The sequence below is a fragment of the Haliscomenobacter sp. genome (assembly GCF_033763495.1).
Classification (GTDB): Bacteria; Bacteroidota; Bacteroidia; order Chitinophagales; family Saprospiraceae; genus Haliscomenobacter.
Genome location: NZ_JANRKL010000231.1, coordinates 1 through 24027 on the forward strand (window position 1 = coordinate 1; position 24027 = coordinate 24027).

The 24027-nt window shown below is 47.5% G+C and carries 18 protein-coding genes, 2 tRNA genes and 1 CRISPR repeat array; of the genes, 15 read left to right on the forward strand and 5 right to left on the reverse strand.

Going from position 1 to position 24027, the window contains the following annotated elements; translation table 11 throughout:
• Positions 1–484: 484 nt before the first annotated feature.
• The 7 genes from guaA (at position 485) to SFV55_RS27335 (ending at position 8939) form a co-directional block, all read left to right on the forward strand.
• Complete coding sequence (gene guaA, locus SFV55_RS27305; RefSeq protein ID WP_320032764.1) at positions 485–2023, forward strand: glutamine-hydrolyzing GMP synthase; 1539 nt, start codon at positions 485–487, stop codon at positions 2021–2023.
• Positions 1980–3584, forward strand: a complete 1605-nt coding sequence (locus SFV55_RS27310; RefSeq protein WP_320032765.1) for an ABC transporter substrate-binding protein — start codon at positions 1980–1982, stop codon at positions 3582–3584. Before guaA ends, SFV55_RS27310 begins: the two co-directional genes overlap by 44 nt.
• Before the next feature lie 39 nt (positions 3585–3623).
• On the forward strand, positions 3624–4253 hold the full coding sequence (locus tag SFV55_RS27315; RefSeq protein WP_320032766.1) for an RNA methyltransferase: 630 nt from the start codon (positions 3624–3626) through the stop codon (positions 4251–4253).
• A gap of 66 nt (positions 4254–4319) precedes the next feature.
• Positions 4320–5333, forward strand: a complete 1014-nt coding sequence (locus tag SFV55_RS27320; RefSeq protein ID WP_320032767.1) for an Rpn family recombination-promoting nuclease/putative transposase — start codon at positions 4320–4322, stop codon at positions 5331–5333.
• Between the two features lie 56 nt (positions 5334–5389).
• On the forward strand, positions 5390–6007 hold the full coding sequence (locus SFV55_RS27325; RefSeq protein ID WP_320032768.1) for an L-threonylcarbamoyladenylate synthase: 618 nt from the start codon (positions 5390–5392) through the stop codon (positions 6005–6007).
• A 94-nt stretch (positions 6008–6101) separates the two neighbouring features.
• Complete coding sequence (locus SFV55_RS27330) at positions 6102–8420, forward strand: TonB-dependent receptor (RefSeq protein WP_320032769.1); 2319 nt, start codon at positions 6102–6104, stop codon at positions 8418–8420.
• A gap of 105 nt (positions 8421–8525) precedes the next feature.
• The gene (locus SFV55_RS27335) at positions 8526–8939 is read left to right on the forward strand and encodes a hypothetical protein (RefSeq protein WP_320032770.1); all 414 of its coding nucleotides are present in this window, start codon (positions 8526–8528) and stop codon (positions 8937–8939) included.
• A 57-nt stretch (positions 8940–8996) separates the two neighbouring features.
• Here the strand turns inward: SFV55_RS27335 and SFV55_RS27340 are convergent, their stop codons facing one another.
• The 4 genes from SFV55_RS27340 to SFV55_RS27355 form a co-directional block, all read right to left on the reverse strand.
• Positions 8997–11372: a gliding motility-associated C-terminal domain-containing protein gene (locus SFV55_RS27340; RefSeq protein ID WP_320032771.1), complete on the reverse strand. Its 2376-nt coding sequence runs from the start codon at positions 11370–11372 to the stop codon at positions 8997–8999.
• A gap of 319 nt (positions 11373–11691) precedes the next feature.
• On the reverse strand, positions 11692–12087 hold the full coding sequence (locus SFV55_RS27345) for a cytochrome c (RefSeq protein WP_320032772.1): 396 nt from the start codon (positions 12085–12087) through the stop codon (positions 11692–11694).
• Positions 12088–12960: a ChaN family lipoprotein gene (locus SFV55_RS27350; protein ID WP_320032773.1), complete on the reverse strand. Its 873-nt coding sequence runs from the start codon at positions 12958–12960 to the stop codon at positions 12088–12090.
• A gap of 79 nt (positions 12961–13039) precedes the next feature.
• On the reverse strand, positions 13040–13456 hold the full coding sequence (locus SFV55_RS27355; protein ID WP_320032774.1) for a peptide chain release factor-like protein: 417 nt from the start codon (positions 13454–13456) through the stop codon (positions 13040–13042).
• 209 nt (positions 13457–13665) lie between these two features.
• Between SFV55_RS27355 and SFV55_RS27360 the strand changes: the two genes are divergently transcribed.
• The 8 genes from SFV55_RS27360 (at position 13666) to SFV55_RS27395 (ending at position 22406) form a co-directional block, all read left to right on the forward strand.
• On the forward strand, positions 13666–15231 hold the full coding sequence (locus tag SFV55_RS27360) for a hypothetical protein (RefSeq protein WP_320032775.1): 1566 nt from the start codon (positions 13666–13668) through the stop codon (positions 15229–15231).
• Positions 15232–15327: 96 nt separating this feature from the next.
• Positions 15328–18054, forward strand: a complete 2727-nt coding sequence (locus SFV55_RS27365) for a carboxypeptidase-like regulatory domain-containing protein (RefSeq protein ID WP_320032776.1) — start codon at positions 15328–15330, stop codon at positions 18052–18054.
• Entirely contained in the window at positions 18051–19115 is a 1065-nt protein-coding gene (locus tag SFV55_RS27370) for a DUF4249 family protein (RefSeq protein ID WP_320032777.1), read from the forward strand. The genes SFV55_RS27365 and SFV55_RS27370 overlap by 4 nt, the downstream gene beginning before the upstream one ends.
• Before the next feature lie 8 nt (positions 19116–19123).
• Positions 19124–20776, forward strand: coding sequence for a hypothetical protein (locus SFV55_RS27375; RefSeq protein WP_320032778.1), 1653 nt, complete (start codon positions 19124–19126; stop codon positions 20774–20776).
• A 172-nt stretch (positions 20777–20948) separates the two neighbouring features.
• A tRNA-Ser gene (locus SFV55_RS27380) sits at positions 20949–21038 on the forward strand.
• Between the two features lie 67 nt (positions 21039–21105).
• A tRNA-Pro gene (locus SFV55_RS27385) sits at positions 21106–21179 on the forward strand.
• Positions 21180–21235: 56 nt separating this feature from the next.
• On the forward strand, positions 21236–21337 hold the full coding sequence (locus SFV55_RS27390; RefSeq protein ID WP_320032779.1) for a GIY-YIG nuclease family protein: 102 nt from the start codon (positions 21236–21238) through the stop codon (positions 21335–21337).
• Between the two features lie 163 nt (positions 21338–21500).
• The gene (locus SFV55_RS27395) at positions 21501–22406 is read left to right on the forward strand and encodes a hypothetical protein (RefSeq protein WP_320032780.1); all 906 of its coding nucleotides are present in this window, start codon (positions 21501–21503) and stop codon (positions 22404–22406) included.
• Between the two features lie 159 nt (positions 22407–22565).
• Here SFV55_RS27395 and SFV55_RS27400 read toward each other — a convergent pair whose 3' ends face one another.
• Positions 22566–22874 (reverse strand): GIY-YIG nuclease family protein, encoded by a 309-nt coding sequence (locus SFV55_RS27400; RefSeq protein WP_320032781.1) that lies wholly within the window; start codon positions 22872–22874, stop codon positions 22566–22568.
• Positions 22875–23140: 266 nt separating this feature from the next.
• A CRISPR array of direct repeats spans positions 23141–24011; the repeat unit is 36 nt; unit sequence GTCGCAGTCCCCATCAATTATGGAATGCTCTCCTAC.
• Positions 24012–24027: the final 16 nt, after the last annotated feature.

The following is a 24027-nucleotide window of genomic DNA, read 5'->3' on the forward strand; positions in this document are numbered from 1 at the left end:
GGCAGCCATCTCAACTGCAAAACCCTCATTGTTCTCTACAATGTTTACCGACGGGATGGTGGTGTGGGTAAATGAATTGCTGCGATTGTTGAAGTCGAACAAATCGCGGGTAAAGAAGTCGTCAAAAAGACGAGGGAAGGTGGGAAACGCTGGAAAATTGCTTTTCACAAGTGCCATAATAACCTCCTTTTTAAAAGTTTGACAATTTGTTTAAGTGAATAAATAAATCGACAATCAGTGAAAGAAGTGGTTTTATGAAACCATTGTGCCGTTCGCACAATTTAGCAATCTGCAATTCCGATGCCAATTTTTTTCCCAAAGTAAAAATGGCCTAAATATTGAAAAAATGACATTCTAGAGTGTCAAAATGTCACCCATGTAGTGGGGCAAAAATAAGTACTCATTTTTTATCGCCCATGCCTTGTTTTTAAACTTTTCGCAGATTCAATTTTTCAACTCTTCAACTTTTGAATACTTTTGCGCCATGGAAAAGATCCTCATCCTCGACTTTGGCTCACAATACACCCAATTGATCGCCCGCCGCATCCGGGAATTGAACGTGTATAGCGAAATTGTGCCTTTCAACAAGGTGCCTACTCTCGACGACTCCTACAAAGCGGTTATCCTATCTGGTAGCCCTTTTTCCGTCAGCGATGAAAATGCGCTCAAAATTGACCTGGGACCTATCGTAGGCAAAAAGCCCGTATTGGGTGTTTGTTATGGTGCGCAGTACATCGCTCAATATTACGGCGGGCAAGTCCAGCGCTCTGAAAAGCGGGAGTATGGCAAAGCCAAATTGCATCGACTGTTTAAATCCGACTCTTTCCTAAAGGATGTGCCTGTCGATTCACAAGTCTGGATGTCGCACGGGGATACCATCATGGCCATACCCGAGCAATTTGAGTTGCTGGCTGGTACTGAAAGTGTCGATGTGGCAGCGTTCAAGGCCAAAGACGGTGCATTTGATGCCCCCGTTTATTGCATCCAGTTTCACCCGGAGGTAACCCATAGTTTGGATGGGGCTACTTTGCTGCGCAACTTTGTGGTTGATATCGCTGGGTGCCATGGTGAATGGACACCCAAGTCTTTTGTGGAACACACCGTAGCTGAGCTCAAGGAAAAAATTGGCACAGATAAGGTATTGATGGCCCTGTCTGGTGGAGTTGATTCCACTGTAGCTGCCACCTTACTGGATCACGCCATTGGCGACAACCTGATTTGTTTCTTTGTAGACAATGGTTTGCTGCGCAAAGGAGAATACGACCAGGTGCTGGAGGATTACAAACACCTTGGCCTGAACATCCACGGGGTTGATGCCAAAAACCTCTTTTACGAAGAACTAAAAGGAGTCACCAATCCCGAAGCCAAGCGTAAGATCATCGGTCGTTTGTTCATTGAAGTGTTTGAGGCAGAAGCGGCCAAACATCCAGGCGTAACCTGGTTGGGGCAAGGTACCATTTATCCCGATGTGATTGAATCGGTCTCGGTTCACGGACCTTCTGTGACCATCAAATCACACCACAACGTTGGTGGTTTGCCGGAAAAGATGGGGCTTAAAATTGTCGAGCCGCTGCGCATGTTGTTCAAGGACGAAGTTCGGCGGGTAGGCAAAGAATTGGCCATCCCCGAAAACATCCTGAAACGCCATCCTTTCCCCGGTCCTGGACTTGGAATTCGCATCCTGGGTGAAGTCAGCGCCGAAAAAGTTAAACTCTTACAGGAGGCAGATGCCATTTATATCGATAACCTGCGTAAATTTGGTCTCTACGACCAAGTTTGGCAAGCCGGAACAATATTGTTGCCCATCCAATCCGTTGGAGTAATGGGTGACGAACGAACTTACGAGCAAGCCGTTGCCTTACGCGCCGTAAACTCAGTAGACGGGATGACTGCCGAATGGAGCCATTTGCCCTACGAGTTTCTGGCCAAAGTGTCGAGTGAAATCATCAACAATGTTAAAGGCATCAATCGGGTTGTTTATGACATCAGTACCAAACCACCTGCTACCATTGAGTGGGAATAAGCCTCGATTAAAGGGGCAACACCGCATCATCAAGCGCAGTGTATTGCTAATGTTGTTGGGGCTCAGCACTACTTTTTCCCTGCTGAGTTGCAGTTTTTTTAAACCTGCCAGTTCGACCAGCAGCACTGGGTCAACGCCCAAGGACATACCAACAGAATACAGCGCTACACCCAGTCAAAATAAACCCGGCACTGCTGGCAATGTAAGTGTTTACGATCCAGTCAAAGGTTGGGTTACAATCCAGACCAAACCACAGGAACGCCTCGACACCATCCGCTGGAAAGATTCAGCTGGCCCTGCGGGACCCATTACTGCTGATGCGGTAAGGCTGCCCAATACCAACACGGATAGAGGCGCGGTACCCGTCATCCCTGGGGTTCCTACCAGCAACCCCAATTCAGCCTCCCCGGTCAATCGGCCTGGGCAATACAACAATCCTGTAGCCTACAATGTGGCGGTTTTATTGCCTTTTATGAGTGGTGGGACCAGCTCTGTAATTGGAAACAACTCGGTAAGTGAATGGGCTTTGCAGTATTACGGTGGTTTGAAAATAGCCCTCAGCACCTTGGATCAAGAAGGCATTCGCCTGAATGTAAGTGTACTGGATACCAAAGCGGATACCTTGGAAATGTATCGTTTGTTGCGTCAGCCAGAAATTCAGAACGCCCATTTGTTGATTGGCCCCTATCGCCGCGATGACATCCGGATTGTGGCTGAATACGCCAAACGCAACAACAAACCCATGGTATCACCGTACAGTGCCGTGGGTACTTTAACCCAAAACAACCCGAATTACATCCAGATGAACCCCAGTTTGGAGTCTCACTGCCGGGCTTTGTTGAATCATGCTCTGAGTGAATTCCGACCTGAAGAAATAGTCATCGTTACCCGCAATGTGGTTGGGGAACAAAACTGCCTGGAATACCTGCGCAAAGCTTACGAGCCTAAACGAGCCATGGGTAATGCGCCTGTTCAGGAATATTTTTTACCGACCGAAGCATACAATAACCTCAACCTGAGGCCCTATATCCAAAACAAGGCTCAGGCTGCCATCATTGCACCTTCATGGGCAGATGAAACCTATATATTTTACCTGCTGCGGGCGGTCAAAGCAGCAAAGGCCGCAGGGCAAAAAGTAGTGGTATACGGAATGCCGCAATGGGTGGATTTTGAGCACATGGAATTTGACTTGTACGAACAATGCCAAGTCCGCGTCAGTCAGGTAGCGTATGTCGACGTGCAATCACCGGAAGTCGTAAACTTCAAAAAAGAGTTCTTCAATCGATATGCTGCCGTCCCAAACAATGAAGCTTATGCAGGTTATGACCAAATGATTTATTTCGGGCGTTTGTTGGCCAATTTTGGCCCAAAAGTAAGTGACAACCTGGAACGCAATCAGGGTATTGGGCTACATACGGGTTTCAACTTTAGCCGAATCGTCAACAATGTGCCCTTTGGCGGCGAGCAATTTGCGCCTACGCAGCGGTATGAAAATCGCTTTGTGCACATTTTGGAGTTTGCGGGGTTTCAGTTTAAACCATTGCCAGTAATACCGCGATGATCACTATTGTCAAAGCGGCATTAATTTAGCACAAAGTACATGGAGCCATCCCGCGAACAAAAGATCCGCAACCTCGTCCAGAATCGCCAGTTTGACCTCACCGTAATTCTAGAAAACGTAGATGATCCCCACAACATTGGTGCGGTATTGCGCTCTTGTGATTCGGTAGGCATCCGGGAGATTTTTGTGTTGTACACCCGTCCCGGCTTACAAAATCACAAACTGGAATTGGGCAAACGCAGTTCAGCGGGCTCCCGCAAGTGGATCGACGTTTACCTCTACCGGGAAGTGGAAGCTTGTATGGAACATGTGCGGCGCAATTATGCCCAGGTCTACGCGACCCATTTGGCCCACAATGCCAAGTCATTGTATGAACTGGATTTGGCCCAGTCGGTGGCCCTACTTTTTGGCAATGAAGCCGATGGGATTTCTGAACTCGCCTTGAGCCATGCTGATGGCAATTTTATCATTCCTCAGGTGGGCATGGCCCAGAGTTTGAATGTATCCGTCGCTTGTGCCGTATCCTTGTACGAGGCCTATCGGCAAAGGATGGTCGCGGGAAAATATGGAACTGGAAATCCGGCTTCTCCAGAACAGCAAAGTTTGTTATTGGAAGAGTATATTCGGAGGCAAGAGGATGCTGATGAGGCTTGGAAAATGGCAAAATAAAATAATTTTTTAATTATTTTATTTATAAAACAAAATAAAACATTATTTTTGACTTAAAATGCCTAAATGCCCAAAAAGCTCTCAAAACCTCATGATGAATTTTTCAAGGCTACCTTTAGTCGAGTGAAAGTAGCCAGAGAATATTTACAAAAAATGCTTTCACCAGCATTGTTACAATTACTTGACTTAAAGAAACTCAATAGGGTTAATGGGTCATACGTTTCGCCAATTTTACAAGAATTTTTTACTGATGTAGTCTATGAATGCCCATTAAAAGATAGTGAGCTAAAAATTTGTATCTCCATCCTTTTTGAACACAAAAGTAGTCCTGAGAAATATCCTCATTTTCAATTGTTGCGATACATGCTGGATGCCTGGGAAGAGCAGATAAAACAAAAAGTGACCTTAACTCCTTTTGTGCCGACAATTATTTATCATGGAGAAGATAATTGGGTAAAAAGGGATTTATCTACCTATTTTTCGGAACAATTTCCAACAGATTTGCTGGCTTATTTGACTAGTTTTGACTATCACTTCACACATGTTACAGCCATGAGTGATGAGGAGATTCTGAGCTTGGGCAAAAGTTTGTTGACCAATGCATTTTTGATGATAAAGCACATTTGGGAACCAGATTTTGTTTTGCAAAATCCACGCCTGATTTTCATCAACCTGGATGAAATAAGCAGCCCCAGAGCCTTTATCTTTACAATGCTTGCATATTTTTTAAAAAACTCAGAACTTGCCAAAGAGAAAATTCAACACTTCATCGAGATTTTGCCAAAAACATTAAACGAAACCATTATGAGTACTTATGATATGCTGATTGAAGAAGGGATTGAAAAAGGCTTAAAAATAAACCAGGAGTTATTGGCAAAAGAGCGTATGCGAGCAGAAGAGGAGCGTATGCGAGCAGAAGAGGAGCATCAAAAAGCCGAAGAAGAACGGCTACGCCTCGACAATGTAATCGTTTACCTGCATAATGTGGCTCAAATGCCTATCATTGAAATTGCCAGCATGACCGAACGAGAAATAGCTTATATCGAAGCGCTTGTTCTCAAAAAAAATGAAGAAGAATAACCCAACGTAGTGATTGCGATAATTAGAAAATACTATCTTGGAAAAAAAGAACAACTATGCTACTCAAAATCAATCCCGACAACCCCGAAGGCCGCAAGATCAACCAAGTGGTAGAAAAACTCAACGAGGGTGGCATCATCATTTATCCTACCGATACTGTATATGGCTTAGGCTGTGACATCAACAACCAGGCCGCAGTAGAAAAAATCTGTCGCCTGCGCCGACTGGATCCCAAAGATGCCATGTTGGCCATCATTTGTAAGGATATCAGCCAAGTTCAGGAATATACCCAGCAGATAGACAATCCTACCTTTAAATTGCTCAAACGCAACCTACCCGGAGCTTTTACCTTTATTTTACCAGCTGCGGGGAGTGTGCCAAAAATGTTCCGCAACCGCAAAAAAACCATCGGTATCCGGGTTCCTGATCACAATATCCCAATGCAATTGGTAGAAGGACTGGGGCGCCCAATTTTGACTACCTCCCTCAAATCTGACGACGAAATCCTGGAGTACTTCACCGATCCAGAGCTGATTTACGAAGATTTCCAGAAGTTGGTCGACATCGTTATCGATAGTGGAAATGGGGGCAATACTCCTTCAACTGTGGTCGATTGCACCCAGGAAAAGCCAGTCGTACTGCGCTTAGGAGCAGGTATGTTGGAGTTTTCCTAAGCAATTCTCTTGTAGTTTGCCGACAAAATAGGGCATGGCAAGCATTTGGCACAGGCAGAAAGTTTAACTTCGCTGCGTTAAATTGTCAATTGTCATGAAGAAATTTCTAGTGCCCCTCCTGTTCCTGGCCAACACCTGGCTTGTCGCTCAAAATGCAACCTTGCGGGGCAACGTATACGATGAAGAAACGGGTAACCCCATTGGCTATGCCGTCATCAGTATAGCCAACAATCCAGCTCAGGGGGCGATCACCGATCCCAGCGGTTTTTTTAGCATCGCCAACCTCAATCCGGGTAAATACCAAATCAACATCTCTTATCTGGGTTACGAAAACGCCTCATTTGAACGGGAACTCACTGCGGGCTCCATCAACTACCAACGTTTTCTACTCAAACCTGCAGCCATTCAATTGGAGGAGGTCGATATTTCCGGGCGACGCTCACAAGCACGTTCGCAAATTCAAATTTCTAAATTGAGTGTGTCCCCCAAACAAATCCGCAGCCTCCCTTCCACCGGTGGCGAGGCCGATGTGGCCCAATACCTTACTGTTATTCCTGGTGTGGTCAGTTCTGGCGATCAAGGTGGGCAATTGTACATAAGGGGTGGCTCACCGGTGCAAAACAAGATGTTGCTCGATGGCATGATCATTTACAATCCTTTCCACTCCATTGGTTTGTTCTCGGTTTTTGAAACTGAAACCATCCGCAATATGGATGTGTACACCGGGGGCTACAATGCTGAATACGGTGGCAGAATTTCGGCAGTAGTTGACATCAAAACCCGGGAAGGCAACCGCAAACGTTTGAGTGGCCTGGTTTCGGCCAGTCCTTTTCAGGCCAAGGCACTGATCGAAGGGCCAATTAAGCCCTTAAAAAACGAAAACGGCAATAGCATATCCTTTCTGTTTACTGGCAAACACGCCTTGATTGATCAAACTTCACGCTCTTTGTACAGCTACGCTGTAGACAGCAATTATTATTCTTTTGCCCAAAAAGACACCAGCTTGAGTGTGGCCAAAAGTCTGCCTTTTCGATACACGGACTTGTACGGCAAATTGTCTTTTAATGCCGAAAATGGCTCTAAACTAGACCTGTTTGGTTTCAATTTTAGAGACCAGTTCAATTTTGCCGGGCTGGCCAAACTGGATTGGACCTCAACAGGTGGCGGAGGTAATTTTACCCTGATCCCCAACAATTCCAATGTAGTGCTCAACGGCACCGTTGGTTTTAGCAATTACAACATTGCTTTGTTGGAAAAAGATGGGGCACCCCGCCAAAGTGGCATCAGCACCTACAACGCCAATCTCAACTTCACGTATTATGGCAACCGCAATCAAGTCAGCTACGGCTTTGAGTTTGTGGGCTTCAACACCGATTTTCGTTTCCGGAATCTGGTGGGCCTGAGTTTTGCACAGGAAGATTTCACCAGCGAATTGGCAGGATATGCAAAGTATCGGCAGGAGTTGAAAAATCTAGTACTGGAACCAGGTTTTCGGGTGCATTATTACGCTTCCCAGTCGCGTATGTCCCTGGAGCCCCGTTTGGGTTTGAAATACAATGCCACCGATTTTTTGCGTTTTAAAGCCGCGGGAGGCGTATATGCCCAAAACCTGGTCAGCACCGTGAACGATCTGGATGTGGTCAATTTTTTTGTAGGTTTTTTGGCTGGCCCGGAAGAGAGTTTGTTCAAACCCAATTCCCGCACCCCGGTTGACCACCGCTTGCAAAAAGCCTGGCACGCCGTATTGGGAATGGAAATTGACCTGGGCCAATACCTGGAGTTCAACGTAGAACCCTATTGGAAACAATTCACTCAACTGATCAACATCAACCGCAATAAACTCAATGCCCAAGATCCCAATTACATCACCGAAACTGGCGAAGCCTACGGGATTGATTTTACCCTACGCTACAGCCGGGGCAACTGGTACCATTGGGGCACCTACTCCTATGCCAAGGTAAACCGCAACGATGGCATTCAGGAATACCCCCCGGTTTTTGACCGTCGGCACAACATCAACTTGTTGAGCACTTATCGCTTTGGAGGACAAAAACAATGGGAAGCGAGTGCACGATGGAACATTGGTTCGGGTTTTCCTTTTACCCAAACCCGTGGTTTTTATCAGGACAATCCTTACAACAATTTGCTGCAAACCAATATTTTGACGGGTAATTTCCCCCTTGGAATTTTACTTTCTGATAAAATCAATGGTGGGCGTTTGTCCTGGTTTCACCGTCTGGATGCTTCATTAAAATATACGGCTAAGTTTTCGCGCTACGCGGCTCTAGAAATTACGGCCAGTGTGACAAATGTCTACAACCGTGAGAATGTATTTTATGTGGATCGGGTGACGAATCGGCGGGTGAATCAGTTGCCGTTTTTACCAAGCTTGGCGGCGGCGGTTAGATTCTGACGATTTCGGATGGGGGATTTCAGATCTCGGCAAGTTCCCAGTAATACCAATTCTTATTTTGAACTCAAAAAAATTGCGCCTATTTTTGAATGAAAGCGATTGATCATGACCGAAAACACCATTTATATGGTAGTCAACGCCCCGAAAATCCACCAGCGCATCATCGGGCAATTGATGATGAGGCTCGGAATACTCTATTACCTGGAAAAAGCAATCCCATTTGAGCCTTTACCTGAAACCATGATCGATGAATGTCAGACAAGCCCAACTCCCGACATCCTACTTTTCGACAATGAAAATAAATTGAACAGGGTGATTATCGAAATCAGCGGCAACACTGGTGCTCGTCGTGATTTTGAAAAAATCAAAAACCTGATGATTGACTATAATGTCGCAGAAGGGTTTGTATACAATTATGATACTAAACAATGGCGAAAATACTTATTGGACCAAGGTGAAGATTTATTGAGGCCCTCTTTTTGTGAGGCTATTGGATATGATTTAAACGCATTGATTTGATTTTTGGAACACCTTATCCCACTTCGCAATGGAAGGGATAAGGTGTTCCAAAAAATTCTAGCGCAATAAAGCTACATCCCCACTGCGCACTTCTCTTCTTCCCCCTGGGAATTCAAAAACCATATTGTACACATATACCTCCACAGGCGCGGGTTTGCCATTGATGTTGCCATCCCAGCCATTGATGTTGTTGCCGCTGTACACCAGTTTTCCCCAACGGCTATACACCTTCATTTCGGTGAGGCGGATGTTTTTATTGGAGGTAATTGGGCGGAAACGATCGTTGGTACCATCACCATTCGGGCTGAAGGCATTGGGAATGGTCACCCGCGCGGGTTCTACCGAGATGGTAATTTCGTCGCTTACCGTACAAGAATTCGGGCCAGTTACCACCACTTTGAAGGTCATCTCGGTTGGAGAAGCTAATGCGGTAATGGTCGGATTGGTATTGTTTCCAGGATTGGCACCATTGATGGTCCAATTGTACGTGATCGCAGTAGGTGGTTGGGTTTGGATCAAACGAATCCCTGCAAGCAATGGATCTCCCTCCTGAGCACCACGGCTAGCTACCGAATCAGGCGTAAAGAAAATGCCATTTTCGGTAGGCATTTGAATGACTTTGACCGTAGCCGTGTCCGTCAATCTACCGCAAGTTGAACCTCCAACTACCCCATAAGTGTAGGTGACACTCACCAAAGCAGTTTGAGCCAGATTGTTGATGTTCAAAGTAGTTCCAGAAGAAGCTGTCGCGCCAGCAATTTGCCAATTGTAGGTTTCAAACAGTGCCGGAACCGTTCCTGGCGATTGATTTACCCGAATGCTCAGCGGAGTGCGGTTGCGATCAGTGGCACATACTGTGACACCATTGATGTCAACGGAAGTGACTGTGGGAATTACATTAATGGTAATGTCCCCAGAGTTTTTACAATTGCGGTTACTGGTTGCTTCCAGGCGGTAGGTAGTTGTACTCGTTGGGTTGACCGTCAAAAGAGGGTTGGTAGAAATGTTGTTGCCGCCTTGGGTCCACTGGTAAGTCACACCTTGCTGGCTGGCGCCATTGAGTTGAATATTCCCCCCCTGGCAAATGGTACGTAAGTTGGGAAACAAAATGGCGGGAGTGGGCAGTACCGTAACTGTTTTACTGGCATTGCTGGGGCAGTCCTTTTCCTCTACCATAATGCTATAGGTAGTGGTTTGGCTACCAGGCGATGCCACAGGGTCTTTACAATTTGTACAAGAAAGGCCCGTTGCGGGGGTCCAGGTAATTTTATCAAATTTGCCTTCAAATTGAGCATTCAACCGAATCGTTCCTCCTGGACACACCTCGGCTGGCTCGGGAGTAATGATGATGTTTTTAGGTTTGATGACAGGCACAAAAATGGCGGCGCTATCCACACAACCATTGTTGCGGGTATCCCGGATGAGCACCACACTATCGATGGTTCCCATCACCATGTTCCAAAGGGTATCGGGGGTCTGGAAATCGTACCCCGGAGTGGTTCCATTGGCGCGCAAGCGGGGCCTCCACATGTGCTTGATATCGGGATATGCCGCAGTTTCGTAGGTATCCGACTTGAGCGTGATGATTTCTCCAAAACAGTATGCCTCTTTTTTCGGATCGATGGTAATGGTTAGTTTTGGCAGGGAGTCCACTTTAACCACCACTGAGTCGACAATGGTACAAGGTGCAGCCACCAGGGTTGCATAATAGGTTGTAGTGACTTTGGGTTCTACCTGTACACTAAGCACATTGGTGCGGGTGATACTTTTGTCTTTGGCAGTCCAGGTAACACCAGTGGCTTGTCCGGTGTTGGTGGTTGCCCCCAGAGTAACCCGATTGGCACCCTTACACACTTTAACGGTATCGCCATTGGTGATGTCTATTTTTTGCGGAGCAATATTTACCGTGATGGTCGCATCAGCCTTACACCCGGTGACGTTTAGTTCTGCCCGGTAAGTGGTGATGTTTTCAGGCAGGGCAATCACCGTCCCTGCGTTGGGGTCATTGAGTCCGTCGATCGGATCCCAGGTAACCCCCTGGCCATTGGTGTTGGTTACAGCCCGCAAGACAACCGGGGTCCCCCGACAAACCGAAGTGTTGGTTAAGGCAATTAGCTGAATTTGAGGGCGCACAACAATTAAGGTGATGGTATCCCGGCGCAACTGGCCGTTGACAAAACCTTCTACAAACACCCGGGTATTGGCAGTGGGTTTGGCGATGACGATATTCCCATTGGTACGGTTCAGGATATTGGCGGGGCTCCAACTGTAATTGAAACCACCCTTAACTTCCAGGGTTATGCTGCTATCTGGGCAAACATAAGTTGTATCTACATCGGGCTGGATTTTGATCCGGCCAATCTGGGCATTGAGTTGACCTAATGTAAGGACAAAGAGGCAAAAGCAAAGAAGTGTAATCAACCAATTCTTCATAAATAATGGTTTGGAGAGAGTCGTTTCATCAGGGCTTAGCTTCGTCGCTGACGCTGGTACAAGTATGGAGACTTGTACCCACTTTGCGCGTTTCTGACGCACGCGCAATGCGAAAATGCTGAGCAAACACACGTCAGAGGCGTGTTGATGTTGGTACAAGTCTGGAGACTTGTACAAGCATCAGTCTAACATCAGCACCGGAGCTAAACCCTAGTGAAACGACTCCACAGTTTGTCGGGTCGGAAAATACGACCTTTTACCCAAAAACAACGGAGAAAGCAGGATTTTATTGATCGTGGCGATGTAATACACCTGACGATTATTTACATTTTTCCAGAGCCTTTTGCACCGTTTGTACCTTTACGAACCCATAATCATTCCCCCAGGCTTGATGGATGTAATTGATGATGTTGGCAATTTCAAAATCAGTAAGCTTGCGCTCGCCTGGCATGGCTTCGCTGTATTTTTTGCCGTTAACCGTTATTTCCCCCGTTTTGCCGTAGCGAATGATGCAGGCAATTTCATCCGGGTGTTTTTTTAGATAGTCGGATTTGACCAGGGGCGGAATGCGTCCACGCAAGCCAGTGCCATCCTCCATATGGCAATTGGCGCAATAAGTGCCGTACATGATTTCGCCTTGTTGGTAGGGATTACTCTGGCAAGTCCATACCAACATCATTACAAAAAACAGGGCAATCAACAGGGAACGTTGCATTTAGTAAGTTTTGGTCATTTTAGCTGGCACACAAATGATAAAGTCGGCCTTGCCCAGGTTTTCCTGGTCCAGTTTATCAATGTTTTCCTGTTCAACTGTGGCAATGTTGACCACGTCTTTGCCTGCTGCATATTTGCGCAGATACCAGACCGTCCCTTCTTTCAGATCGGAGTGATAGGAGCCATTAAAGTGTAAGAACACATGACCCTTCTTTAAGTTTTGGGCAATAAAATACCCCATGGTGGCATCTTTTACCGCCTGGGATTTGACCAGATTATCAGAAGCTGCTCCTCCACCGTGGCCACCCATCATTTTAATCATGGCTTGATAAGAAGGTAAGTTCATGTCCACTTCAATTGGCAGTGGAGCAATCCAGGATTTTGCTTCGCTGCTCAGGGGATTCAAGGATTCCAGGCCTTGCTTGTACACCATATTGGCATAGCGGCGGGGTACATTGGTAGCAATGAAAGGCAATTTTTTGCTTTTTGCCAATTCAACCAGTGGTTTGTAATCGGTGGCGTAATTGTCCCAGAGGCGGGCTTCGTCTTCAAAATTTTTGCTACTGATCTGGCCTGCCAGGTACTCATTGAGGATGGCCTGATTGTCGCGTTCAAACATTTCAGCCCCCATGATCAGTTTGCCAGCCGTTTCTTTTTCCAGGTCCTGGGCCAGTTCAATTTGCAGCCAGTGGGAAATGGGGTTATTGTGTTGTTCTCCAAAAAAAACTACATCGGCCTTTTTGCTTTGTTTGAGCAATTGTCCGTAATCAGCCTCCTTGCCTTTGCTGTCAAAAACACGGTAGGCTTGTTTGTCCTGAGCGGTTGCTACCAAGGTAGCCAGAACAAGGATCAAAACGTTGAGAATTGGTTTCATGCTGGTTATTTTAAGGGCGAAAAAAAATAAGCGCTTATTTTTTACCCACTACTAAGGCAGAAACTTAAACAGAATTGCCTTAATCTTCCTCTTTTGGCGGGAGAATTATTTTTTTGCGCGCTGCTTTTTTGTCGCTTTGGACGGATTTGGCCTTTTTGCGCTTTTTGGGATCAGCCACCAGGCGTTCGGGTACTTCTTCGCGTTCGGGTTCGAGGGCGGTCTCGATGAGTTGTAGTATTTTTTTGATGGCCTTATCCCGGTTGCTTTGCTGCAGGCGGCTTTCCTGGGAGCTGGTACTCAATAGGCCTTCTTTGCTGATGCGATTGGCCAGTTTTTGGCGCAGGGTGGCCTTTTCTTCTTCGTCCAATCCTTCTGATGTATCTATTTCAAAAAGGGCTTCTACCCGAGTTTCTACCTTATTCACGTTCTGCCCGCCGCTGCCGGAACTGCGGGAGGTACGAAATTTGAGTTCTTTTTGGATTTGCTGGGTATTCATGATTTTTTGTTGAGCTGCTAAAACAGCAAGACCAAGGTAAAAAGTTTCTGATCATTTAAAAAAACACCATTGAAGTGGGGCAAAATGAGTACTTATTGGTTTATCGCCCCATTGGTTGAAGCATTCCTACCATTTGTTGAATAAAAAAGAGCCATAGCTTCCCTCCTATTACCTTCGCCATCAATACATAACACCTAATTGACCTGATCATGAAAACATTGACCTACCTCGGGTTTTTCCTGATTTCCCTTGGACTTCATTCCTCTGTTTTTGCCCAAAGCAAAGTACCATTCAGCCTCGAAATGGAGGAAATTACCTACAAAGACTGGCCCGGTTTGCACTCCTTTGCTTTTGGGGAATGGTCGGGCCACTGGATCATGATGGCTGGCCGCAGCAATGGCTTGCATGGTTTTTTTCCTTTTACCGGATTTCCCAATGCCAGTGCCAACGATAAAATCTGGGTCATGCGGCCTGACAATGGTAAAATTTGGGAGCAAAAACTCACTACCTTCAACAGTGATCTGGCCGATGCTTTGCGGGTGAGTAATCCGCAATTTGTCCAACATGGCCAATACCTTTACATCGTAGGTGGTTATGGGCAACGGAGTTCAGATCAAAATTTCATCACCTTTCCCAATCTGGTAGCAGTAGACCTCGACGCCCTGGTTAAAGCCATCGTGGAGGGTAAAGGAGATGTGCGCAATGCCTTCCGGCTACTAAAAGACGAGCGGCTGCGGGTATGTGGGGGAGAGATGCACGAGTTAGGGGACTGGACTTACCTCGTTGGAGGCCACAATTTTAGTGGATTGTATTCCAAAGAACGCACCGAAGTGGTACAAACCTACACCAGCGAAATCCGTCGATTCCGCATCCAGGACAATGGTACCACTCTAAGTATCGTGGATTACAGTGCGCAGGCGCATCCAGAATACCACCGCCGAGACGGGAATTTGGCCCCCATCATCACCCCTGAAGGAAATAAAGCGCTGGCGTATTATGGCGGGGTATTCCAACCCAACGCCGATCTGCCGTACCTGAACCCCATTTACATCCAAACCGACAAAACCCGGATCGACTCCAGTTATGAACAAGTAATGTGTCAATACACCTGCCCCATCTTACCCGTTTTTGACAGCCAGCAACGCAGCATGTATTCAGTGTTTTTTGGTGGGATCAGCAAACATTTTTACAACAGCAATCAAAAAAAACTGGTAGAAGACAGCAACATGCCTTTTGTCAAAGACATTTCCGTGTTCACTCGCCAGGCCAATGGCCACAGCGAAGAACAGATTTTACCCCTGCAATTTGATGAACTTCTGGGTTCAAATGCCAAATGGGTGGTGAACACCACTGCGCCCCAGTACGACAACGGAGTGCTCAACCTAAATGCCTTAGGCGGGCGAACGTTGGCCGGATATATTTTTGGTGGGATCAAAGCGGTAATTCCAAACATCACGCCCAGTTCTGCTTCCAATCGATTGTTCAAGGTGTACCTCAAACCCCAATTGAGTACCTATACCACTGCACTGGAAACCGTACATTTCAGCCTCTACCCTAACCCATCCAGCAATACCATGCACCTGCGTCTGCCTGCCGACTTTTTGCCAGATCAAGCCATTGTGTATGATTTTCAGGGAAAAGTGCTCCAACGTTGGTCCAGCCTTGAGTCGGTACATGTCATTGAACAATTCCTCGGAAAACTGCCCCGGGGGGTATATGGACTGGGTTTATGCAATGAACAGCGGCGAGGTATGTGCAAAGTGATCAAAATATAATCCGTCTAGTCAATGACAAACTCCAGTTCCCTTATTCCCAAATTTCCAATTTCTGCTATCTTTAAGCCAAGGGAAATCTAACCCGCAAAGGATAGTATGAATAAACACATTTTACTGGTTCTCCTGATCTTGTACTTGATTGGGAATGCTGTACAGCTGTATGCACAAAATCAAGCTCCGGCCTTGCGGATCAGTGCACAATTGACGGATCAAACCTTGCCCGACATTTTCCAATACCTGGAAAAACAGTACCCCCTCCACTTTTACTACCGTGCCGGGGAATTGCCCCAGGAGCGGTTCAGTCTGAAAGTACAGGAAGCTTCTTTGGAAAATGCCATGCAACAGTTGTTGGGGGGCAGCAAATTCGGCTTTCTGCTTTACCGCAACTACGGGGTAGTCATTGCTCCATTGGAATTGATCACCGAAGGGTTCAACGCCGAATATTACCAGGCTTTGGAAACCGGATTGAATGCCAATGCAGGGAGTACTCCAGCACCCAACCTGCTGCAAATTGGCGACGTGCGGCAATTAAAAGCTTCGGGGAAAGCCAAAGTGAGTGGCCTGATCCAGCAACAAAAAGACAAAACACCCGTCGTTGGGGCAACGATCCGGGTACTCAAACTGGACAAAGGCAGCGTTAGTGATGAAAATGGTCGCTTTGAACTGGAGCTCCCGGTGGGGAAACACCAATTGCTCGTGCAATACGTAGGCAACGCTGAAGTGGTGCAAGACATTCAGGTGTTCAGCGATGGCAACATCACCCTGAGTATGGAAAGTGCTGCTGTTACCCTCGACGAAGTGGTCGTAGGCGCACGTGCGGTGGATGCCAACGTAGAAAACGTACAAATTGGTGCAACTCAACTGGATGTACGCAGCATCAATAAACTTCCCGCCTTTATGGGGGAAGCCGATGTGATCAAAAGCCTGTTGCTGTCCCCGGGGGTTAGCTCCATTGGAGAGGGCGCTACCGGGTTTAACGTGCGCGGTGGAGAAGTGGACCAAAACCTGGTTTTGCAGGATGAGGGCATCATTTTCAACTCTTCACATGCCCTGGGTTTTTTCAGTTCCTTCAATTCCGATCTAATCAGCCGGGTGACTTTGTACAAAAGCATCATACCCGCCCAATTCGGTGGCCGCCTGGCTTCCGTGCTTGACGTGGAAATGCGCGACGGCAATTTTGAGCAGTTTCGCATCAAGGGAGGGGTTGGCCCCCTGAGTAGCCGCATTGCGGTGGAAGGGCCAGTGATTCCGAAGAAGGCTTCGTTTATTGCCGGGTTCCGTTCCTCTTACTCCGACTGGATTTTACAAACCGTACGCGATGTAGATGTACGCAATAGCTCTGCCTTTTTCTACGACGCCAATTTGCGCTACACCCATAAGTTGAGCGACAAAAACACCCTGATTCTGGCGGGTTATGCGGCCAAAGACAAATTCACTTACGGCGATAATTTTGGGTTTGACTACCAAACCACCACCGGACAAGCCACTTTGAAACAGATTTTTTCCCAAAAATTCTATTCCAAATTTGCCGCAACCCTCAGCCAATACAAAAGCACCCAGTACGATTATTCTGGGCTGGACGCTTCCCAACTGGACAATGACATTGGTTTTTTGAGCCTCAAGGAACAACTGAGTTTGCAGCCACGAGCAGGTTTACAACTGGATGCGGGTTTGTCGACCATTTTGTACCAAAGTTTACCCGGAGCTCGTCGGCCACTGAATGACTTGTCGCAGGTTTTTGCCAAAAGTTTGGAAAAAGAGCGAGGTCTGGAGTCCGCAGCGTTTTTAAATGCGGAATGGAGTGTCTCTTCTGCACTACAAATATCGGGTGGTTTGCGCCTGGGTTTTTACCAGTTCCTGGGGCCCAAAACGGTGTTTGAATACCAAAACGAGATCCCGAGCCTCTTGAACCTGATCGATACTACGGTGTACGGCAAAGGTAAAACCATTGCCACCTACAGCAGTTTGGAGCCGCGGGTGTCGGCCCGGTACCGCTTCAGTCCGGCAGTATCGGTCAAGTTGGGGTACAGCCGCACCGCGCAATTCATCAACCAGATTTTTAACTCCGACTCCCCTACCCCCACCAGCCAGTATCAATTGAGTACGGCCTATATTGAGCCCACCCGTTCGCACAACGTTGCGCTAGGCTACTTCCAAAATTTCGAGGACAACCTCTGGGAAAGTTCCATCGAAATTTATGGGCGTGCCATCGATGCCCTGTTCGACTATCGGGATTTTGCCGAACTCAATGTCAACGAGCACCTGGAAACCGAACTCCTCAAGGGCAAGGGACGGGCTTACGGCATGGAGTTGAGTTTGCGCAAAAACCGAGGCCTGGTGCATGGCATGCTCAGTTATACCCTGTCGCGCACCGAACGGCAAATCGAAGGCATCAACCGGGGAAAATGGTACCTCAGCAACTTTGACAAACCCCATGACCTCTCGCTGGTACTCAACTATCAATACAACCAACGTCATACTGTAACCCTCAATTTCACCTATGGTACCGGGCGGCCTACGACCGCACCTCAAGGAGGCTACCGCACCCAACTGGGCGTGCCCGTGCCCATTTACTCGGAGCGCAACGCCCTGCGCATACCCAATTACCACCGTATGGACCTTGCTTATACCATTGGCAAAGACCACCGCAAAAACAACAAGTTCAAGACCAGCTGGACGATTTCCCTGTACAATGTATACGCCCGCAAAAATGCCTTTTCGGTGTATTTCACCCAAACACCCTTTACGGCGGCACAGGCCAATCGTTTGGCAATTTTGGGCAGCGTATTCCCTTCGGTCACGTTTAATTTTGAAACCTTATGAAAAGATTCCGCTATATCCTGATTTTAGGAGGTTTGAGCCTGCTGCTGAGCAGCTGTTTGGATGAAATTGAGCTAAAAAACCAGCGCTTCGGTACCAAAGCCGTGATCATTCAGGGGCGTTTGATCCTGGGCGCGCCATCCTTGATTGAGGTAAACGTACAGCGAATCGGTGAGTTCGACGGAGCCGAAACCAGTGTACATATTGGTTCGGCAAAAGTCACACTCGAGCAAACTGATGGCTCCAACATTGATTTACAAGAGATTACTTCAGCTAAATTGTATCGCGCCAGTATTCCTAACAACCATCCAACTTTCAAGGTCCGAGCAGGTCAATCATACCGCATCAAGGTGAGTTTGTTGGATGGTCGCCAATACGAGTCAGAATTTGAGCCTCTCTTGCCCGTTCCCGAACTTGAAAAAACCAGTTATACCCTGCAGGAGTTGACCCTGCCCGACAAAAAAGGTTTTCTCAATAAGGCGACCTACCTGAGCTTTTGGGTAAACAGCAAACTAAAAACAGGTGGTAACCCAGACAAATCGAAACTGCGTTGGGAACTGAATGCAGTGTACCGCTTCACGGACGACACCCGCAAATTATGCTATAATTTCGAGCCCCAGCGGGTCGACAAGGTACTTCTTTATGATGGCCCAGGTCTCCAACTGGAACGGCTGGATACGTTTTATTTGGCAGATGTACGTTTGGATCACCGCTTCGCTGAAGGTTTTTACCTTACGGTGTTACAGGAATCCTTGAGTACCACTGCTTTCAATTATTGGAATCAGGTTAAAACTCTAGCCGAACGCAGTGGGAGTATGTTTGAAGAACCTGCTGCAAAAATTGCCAGCAACTTGCGCAGTAAAAATGTAGGGGAAGAAGTGTATGGGTATTTTTATGCAACCGCTCAGGACACCCTGCGTTTGTACATCCGTCCGGAGCAGGTAGGATCGCCGACCAAGTATTGCCCACAACCGCCTACGCCGCGGATTGGCCCAACCGTTTGTGACAATTGTTTGCTGAACACCGGCAGCACTTTGACTAAGCCGAATTTTTGGATTGAATAAGCATTGGCATGAAAACTCGATTTTTGATTCAAATAATGGTATTCTCCCTGGCTGTACTAGGCCAATCCATTGCCCAAAGCGACCTGCAAAACCGCTGCCTGGTGCACCTGGACAAGTCTTTTTACGTGAGTGGCGAACTCATCTGGTTCAAAGTATACCTGCCCGCCTCCCTGCGGGACCAAAACTTCAACATCAAGGTGGGGGTGCTGAACCCAGCCGGGAGACCAATAGAATCCTTTTTCATCAGCAGCCAGGGTGAAAATCAGTCCAGCGGGCACTACAAAATCCCCTTTGACTGTAGTGCCGGGGTGTATCAATTGCAGTTTTCAGCTTTGGAAACAAGCACTAAACGCCCGGTCTTGCTAGCCGAAGTCCTGGTGCCGATTTACAACGATTTGGATAAGGTGGATGCGCAAGTTGCTACTTCCACCCATTCCGCCTCTGTTGCAGCAGCAACTTTGCAGGATTTGCAAGTGGAAATCCGTTTGCCTCAAAACAATTATCAAGCCCGCGAACAGGTGCAAGGGAAAATTCAGGTCAAAAACCGCGAAGGCAACCCAGTTCCTGCCCAGGTATCGATTGTGGTGAGTGATTGGGAGCTGAATGGCACAGCGGTATGGCCGCAAGCCAACTGGAGTTTGGGACCAGTCATTGCTCCTGCTACGCTGAGCAAACAGGTGTACACCCAGGTCAAACTCCAGAGCAATGCTGCCACCCAAAGCCAAAACCTGGTGGGTGTCTTTTTCCCTCAAAACTGGCAACTCCTTTACACCTCTTCCCAACGACCAGAATATTGGGTGGAAGTGCCTGCTTTTACGGGTAGCAAGCAGGTCCAGTTTTTGGGCCATCCCAATCCTGACGTGCAGGTGCAACTCTTGGAATCCTTCCCCACCAAGGCCAGTCCGCCACTATCCTATACCCCCGGCATCCGGCAATACCTGGAGTGGAGTCGGATGCGCAAAAAGGTTTACCAATTGTACAATGCCCTGGAAATGACCCTGCCTGGCAACACGGCCATCAAGGACAGTATTCCGCTCAAGGCTGACCGCAACATACGCCCCGCCGAATTCGAAGCGTTTGAAGACCTGGCCACTTTTTTCCGTGAAATTTCTACTCCCTTGAGTTTTAAACAGGAACGAAAAACAGGAATCTACAGCGCCAAAATGTACAACCCAGGCACCTTCACCGATTATCCAAGCGCGCCCGTTTTTGTGATTGATGGAAAAATGACCCGCGATGCCGATTTTGTTGCCCGCCTCAAATGCAGCCAGATTGAAAGCATCGACTTGTATTACCAACCAACCCAACTGCTGGGCTACTTCAAGGCCATTGGGCGCAGTGGGGTGGTGCACATCCGCAGCAAAGCGGAAATCGCTATCCCGGCCGCCGAGGCGGAGGATATCTTCCACTTGAATGGTTTGCAGGCTGCCGCTGCCTTCCCGGCACTGAATTCGGCGCAGTTGCAGGCCGCACCCACCCAGGCTTTTTTCCGCCCTCAATTGTATTGGCTAGCCAATCTGCGCACCGATGCCCAGGGGCAAGCCGATTTTTCCTTTTGGCAGGGGGATGATTGGAGTCGATTTCAGATCCAGGTGATCGTACAAAGCTCGGATGGGCGTTTGGGGGAAGGGCAATTGCTGTACGAAGTGGGGAAACAATAGTGTTTTTAATTTTTTGACAATCAAATCTTTTTCAAAATGCACAAAAAAAAGTTCAGCTCCTCGGGAATTTTTTTTGCATTTCGTTTGTATTAATCACCGCGACATATATCTTTGCAGTCGCTTCGGGAAAAACGCGGTTGTTGAACGAAATAACTTGTTTTTCTCGCTCCAAGGTGGAGTGGGTGAGTGGCTTAAACCACCAGTTTGCTAAACTGACGTACTGGAAACGGTACCCCGGGTTCGAATCCCGGCTCCACCGCCAAAAAATCACGAAGTGAATTTTTGTACACACCCACACTACCACACACTTCACACCCACACACATTTTTCGGGGCGTAGCGCAGTCCGGTAGCGCACCTGCTTTGGGAGCAGGGGGTCCCAGGTTCAAATCCTGGTGCCCCGACAACCAAGAGGCCATCTTTCGAGATGGCCTTTTTAGTTTTATTCAATCTCTTCCCCATGTTTCACACCTACATTATTCAATCCACCGCTTCCGGCGTATTTTTCATTGGGCAAACCAACAATCTGCCAGACCGACAACTTCGGCACAATACCAATTGAAACAAATGAACCAAAAATAAAGGGCCTTGGATTGTAATTTTCTCTTGCGCTTTTCAAACCAGATCCGAGGCAATGGCACTTGAAACCAAACTAAAAGCCTTCAAAAATCGAGAATACCTTCTCAGCTGGATTAAGCAGCAAGAAGAAAAAAACATTTAAACCTATGTGGCAGTTGAAATTATTCATCTTGAGCGGGTTAATGATCCTTGCGAGTATCACCACCGGCCAAACCCAAACCCTCCGCATCCCCTTCCAATTGACTGCCCACAACAACATCGCCGTGCCCGCCATCCTGAACGATACGGATACGCTCCATTTGATGTTTCACACCGCCGCCAGCGATGTCACCCTGACGGAAGACGCCACCAAAAAGCTCAAAAGCATTCGCTTCAACGGAACCACCGATGGCATAAAAAGCTGGGGTGGCGCAGAAAATACGGCAAGGTACAGCGCAAGGAATACCCTGCGCATTGGAGGAAGGCTGTTGAGTGGCATTGAGATTTGGGAAAATAAATTTTCAGGCCCCAATACCGATGGGAAGTTTGGCCTCGACCTCTTCAAAGGCCAATGCGTTCAACTGGATTTTGAGCAAAAAATCATGCTGGTCTCCCCCACCCTGCCCAAAAAGCTCAAAAAATACCAGCAATTTAAATTGACCATCGAGGACGATCTGATGTTTATTGAAGCCAGTTGTGCCTTCGGGGATACGGTCATCCAGCATCCTTTTTTAATCCATTCGGGTTACTCCAGTGGCCTTTTATTGGACGATCAATTCGCCAATGAGAACAAACTGGGCGAAAAACTAAAAATCATCGGCACTAAGGACTTGAAAGACTCCTATGGCAATGTCATCAGAACCCAAAAAGCCATTTTGCCGGGGTTGACAATCGGAACCAATACCTTGGCCAATGTGCCCGTCGGCTTTTTTGAGGGTGCCATTGGTCGGCAAAAAATGAGTATCCTGGGGGGGGATATCTTGAAGCTGTTTCAGGTTGTCATAGACCTGAAAAATGGGGATATTTATTTGAAAGGGAATAAATTGGGGAAAGAAGGGTATATGAAGGAGTGAGTTTGGTGGGAAGCGGCGCTTCGACTACGCTCAGCGACCGCGTGCGTTGCGTCCAGCTTACAACATTCTACCCAGCGCACAGCATTGTACATTATGTAGGATCAAGATTCTTGCGCGTAACGCACGCGGTCCCCGAGCGGAGCCGAGGGGCGCCTCCCACTAGCCCCCACCCTTCAAAAAATGACTCCCATTCTTACATTCCGCCAATCCATGCAATTTGTCCACCTGCCCCGCTATCAAAGCTTCTTTTTTGGCCCGACTCCAACCCTGCACCTGCTTTTCCCGATAAAATGCCTCATCAATTCGTGCATATTCTTCAAAATAAACCAACTCCACTGGCAAATGTTTTTTGGTGTAGTTGGAACCTTCTCCAGCTTGATGCTGAGCTAGTCTGCGCTCCAAATCCAATGTACTCCCCGTGTAGTAGCAGTCGTTGGAACATTTCAGTATGTACATGTATCCAGTCATGAGGATATGGGTTTTAGGTTTTGGATTGGTGGGAAGCGGCGCTTCGGCTTCCCTCAGCGACCGCGTGCGTTGCGTCCAGCTTACAACATCTTCGGCAACCCGAAAATTTCGGCATTAGGCACGATTCTGTACATCAGAAGCAACGCTCGCGGTCGCTGAGTCCGGATTACCACTTCTTCGGCAACCCGAAAATTTCGAAAATATGCACGATTCTGTGCATCAGACGCAACGCACGCGGTCGCTGAGCGTAGTCGAAGCGCCGCTTCCCACTAGTCCCCGTCAATTATGGAATGCTCTCCTACTAAGGCCAGCAGCGAGGCCACTAACCAAGATTTTGTCGCAGTCCCCATCAATTATGGAATGCTCTCCTACCTTTGGATGGTCAGGGAGTAGATGTGTTTTTTTTGTCGCAGTCCCCATCAATTATGGAATGCTCTCCTACATACTGCAAAATTATTCAGTCCGTCTTGGAGATCGTCGCAGTCCCCATCAATTATGGAATGCTCTCCTACCCCAGGTCGTATTTGTGCCTAGCAACGATCAAATGTCGCAGTCCCCATCAATTATGGAATGCTCTCCTACTGTACGAATTTAAGCGCCTCGCCAAGCAGTACTAGTCGCAGTCCCCATCAATTATGGAATGCTCTCCTACGATTGATGAGTAATTTACCGGAATGACGATTTTTGTCGCAGTCCCCATCAATTATGGAATGCTCTCCTACACACAACCGTGAAGAAGATTGCATTGTTAATCGGTCGCAGTCCCCATCAATTATGGAATGCTCTCCTACAACCAGCTGCGACTGGATATTGCTAACGGTAATGGTCGCAGTCCCCATCAATTATGGAATGCTCTCCTACATTGCTGAGATTGGCCGCCTCAGCAAAAACAAGTCGCAGTCCCCATCAATTATGGAATGCTCTCCTACCAAGTTTGGTAAAGTGTCTCCATTTGTTTCAAGTCGCAGTCCCCATCAATTATGGAATGCTCTCCTACCGTGGGAGCACCACGAACGAAGTTACTGAAATCAGTCGCAGTCCCCATCAATTATGGAATGCTCTCCTACCAAATTGGGTGGAGCAGTCTCCAAAACTACGACAGTCGCAGTCCCCATCAATTATGGAATGCTCTCCTACACCTTCGCCGGGTCTG

Bases quoted from the DNA above. Each gene is read 5' to 3' on its own strand.
- SFV55_RS27325 (WP_320032768.1), top strand. From the start codon at position 5,390: ATGCTACTCAAAATCAATCCCGACAACCCCGAAGGCCGCAAGATCAAC.
- SFV55_RS27400 (WP_320032781.1), bottom strand. From the start codon at position 22,874: ATGACTGGATACATGTACATACTGAAATGTTCCAACGACTGCTACTAC.
- SFV55_RS27355 (WP_320032774.1), bottom strand. From the start codon at position 13,456: ATGAATACCCAGCAAATCCAAAAAGAACTCAAATTTCGTACCTCCCGC.
- SFV55_RS27370 (WP_320032777.1), top strand. From the start codon at position 18,051: ATGAAAAGATTCCGCTATATCCTGATTTTAGGAGGTTTGAGCCTGCTG.
- SFV55_RS27320 (WP_320032767.1), top strand. From the start codon at position 4,320: ATGCCCAAAAAGCTCTCAAAACCTCATGATGAATTTTTCAAGGCTACC.
- SFV55_RS27330 (WP_320032769.1), top strand. From the start codon at position 6,102: ATGAAGAAATTTCTAGTGCCCCTCCTGTTCCTGGCCAACACCTGGCTT.
- SFV55_RS27335 (WP_320032770.1), top strand. From the start codon at position 8,526: ATGACCGAAAACACCATTTATATGGTAGTCAACGCCCCGAAAATCCAC.
- SFV55_RS27345 (WP_320032772.1), bottom strand. From the start codon at position 12,087: ATGCAACGTTCCCTGTTGATTGCCCTGTTTTTTGTAATGATGTTGGTA.
- guaA (WP_320032764.1), top strand. From the start codon at position 485: ATGGAAAAGATCCTCATCCTCGACTTTGGCTCACAATACACCCAATTG.
- SFV55_RS27315 (WP_320032766.1), top strand. From the start codon at position 3,624: ATGGAGCCATCCCGCGAACAAAAGATCCGCAACCTCGTCCAGAATCGC.
- SFV55_RS27340 (WP_320032771.1), bottom strand. From the start codon at position 11,372: ATGAAGAATTGGTTGATTACACTTCTTTGCTTTTGCCTCTTTGTCCTT.
- SFV55_RS27310 (WP_320032765.1), top strand. From the start codon at position 1,980: ATGACATCAGTACCAAACCACCTGCTACCATTGAGTGGGAATAAGCCT.
- SFV55_RS27390 (WP_320032779.1), top strand. From the start codon at position 21,236: ATGTTTCACACCTACATTATTCAATCCACCGCTTCCGGCGTATTTTTC.
- SFV55_RS27375 (WP_320032778.1), top strand. From the start codon at position 19,124: ATGAAAACTCGATTTTTGATTCAAATAATGGTATTCTCCCTGGCTGTA.
- SFV55_RS27350 (WP_320032773.1), bottom strand. From the start codon at position 12,960: ATGAAACCAATTCTCAACGTTTTGATCCTTGTTCTGGCTACCTTGGTA.
- SFV55_RS27365 (WP_320032776.1), top strand. From the start codon at position 15,328: ATGAATAAACACATTTTACTGGTTCTCCTGATCTTGTACTTGATTGGG.
- SFV55_RS27360 (WP_320032775.1), top strand. From the start codon at position 13,666: ATGAAAACATTGACCTACCTCGGGTTTTTCCTGATTTCCCTTGGACTT.
- SFV55_RS27395 (WP_320032780.1), top strand. From the start codon at position 21,501: ATGTGGCAGTTGAAATTATTCATCTTGAGCGGGTTAATGATCCTTGCG.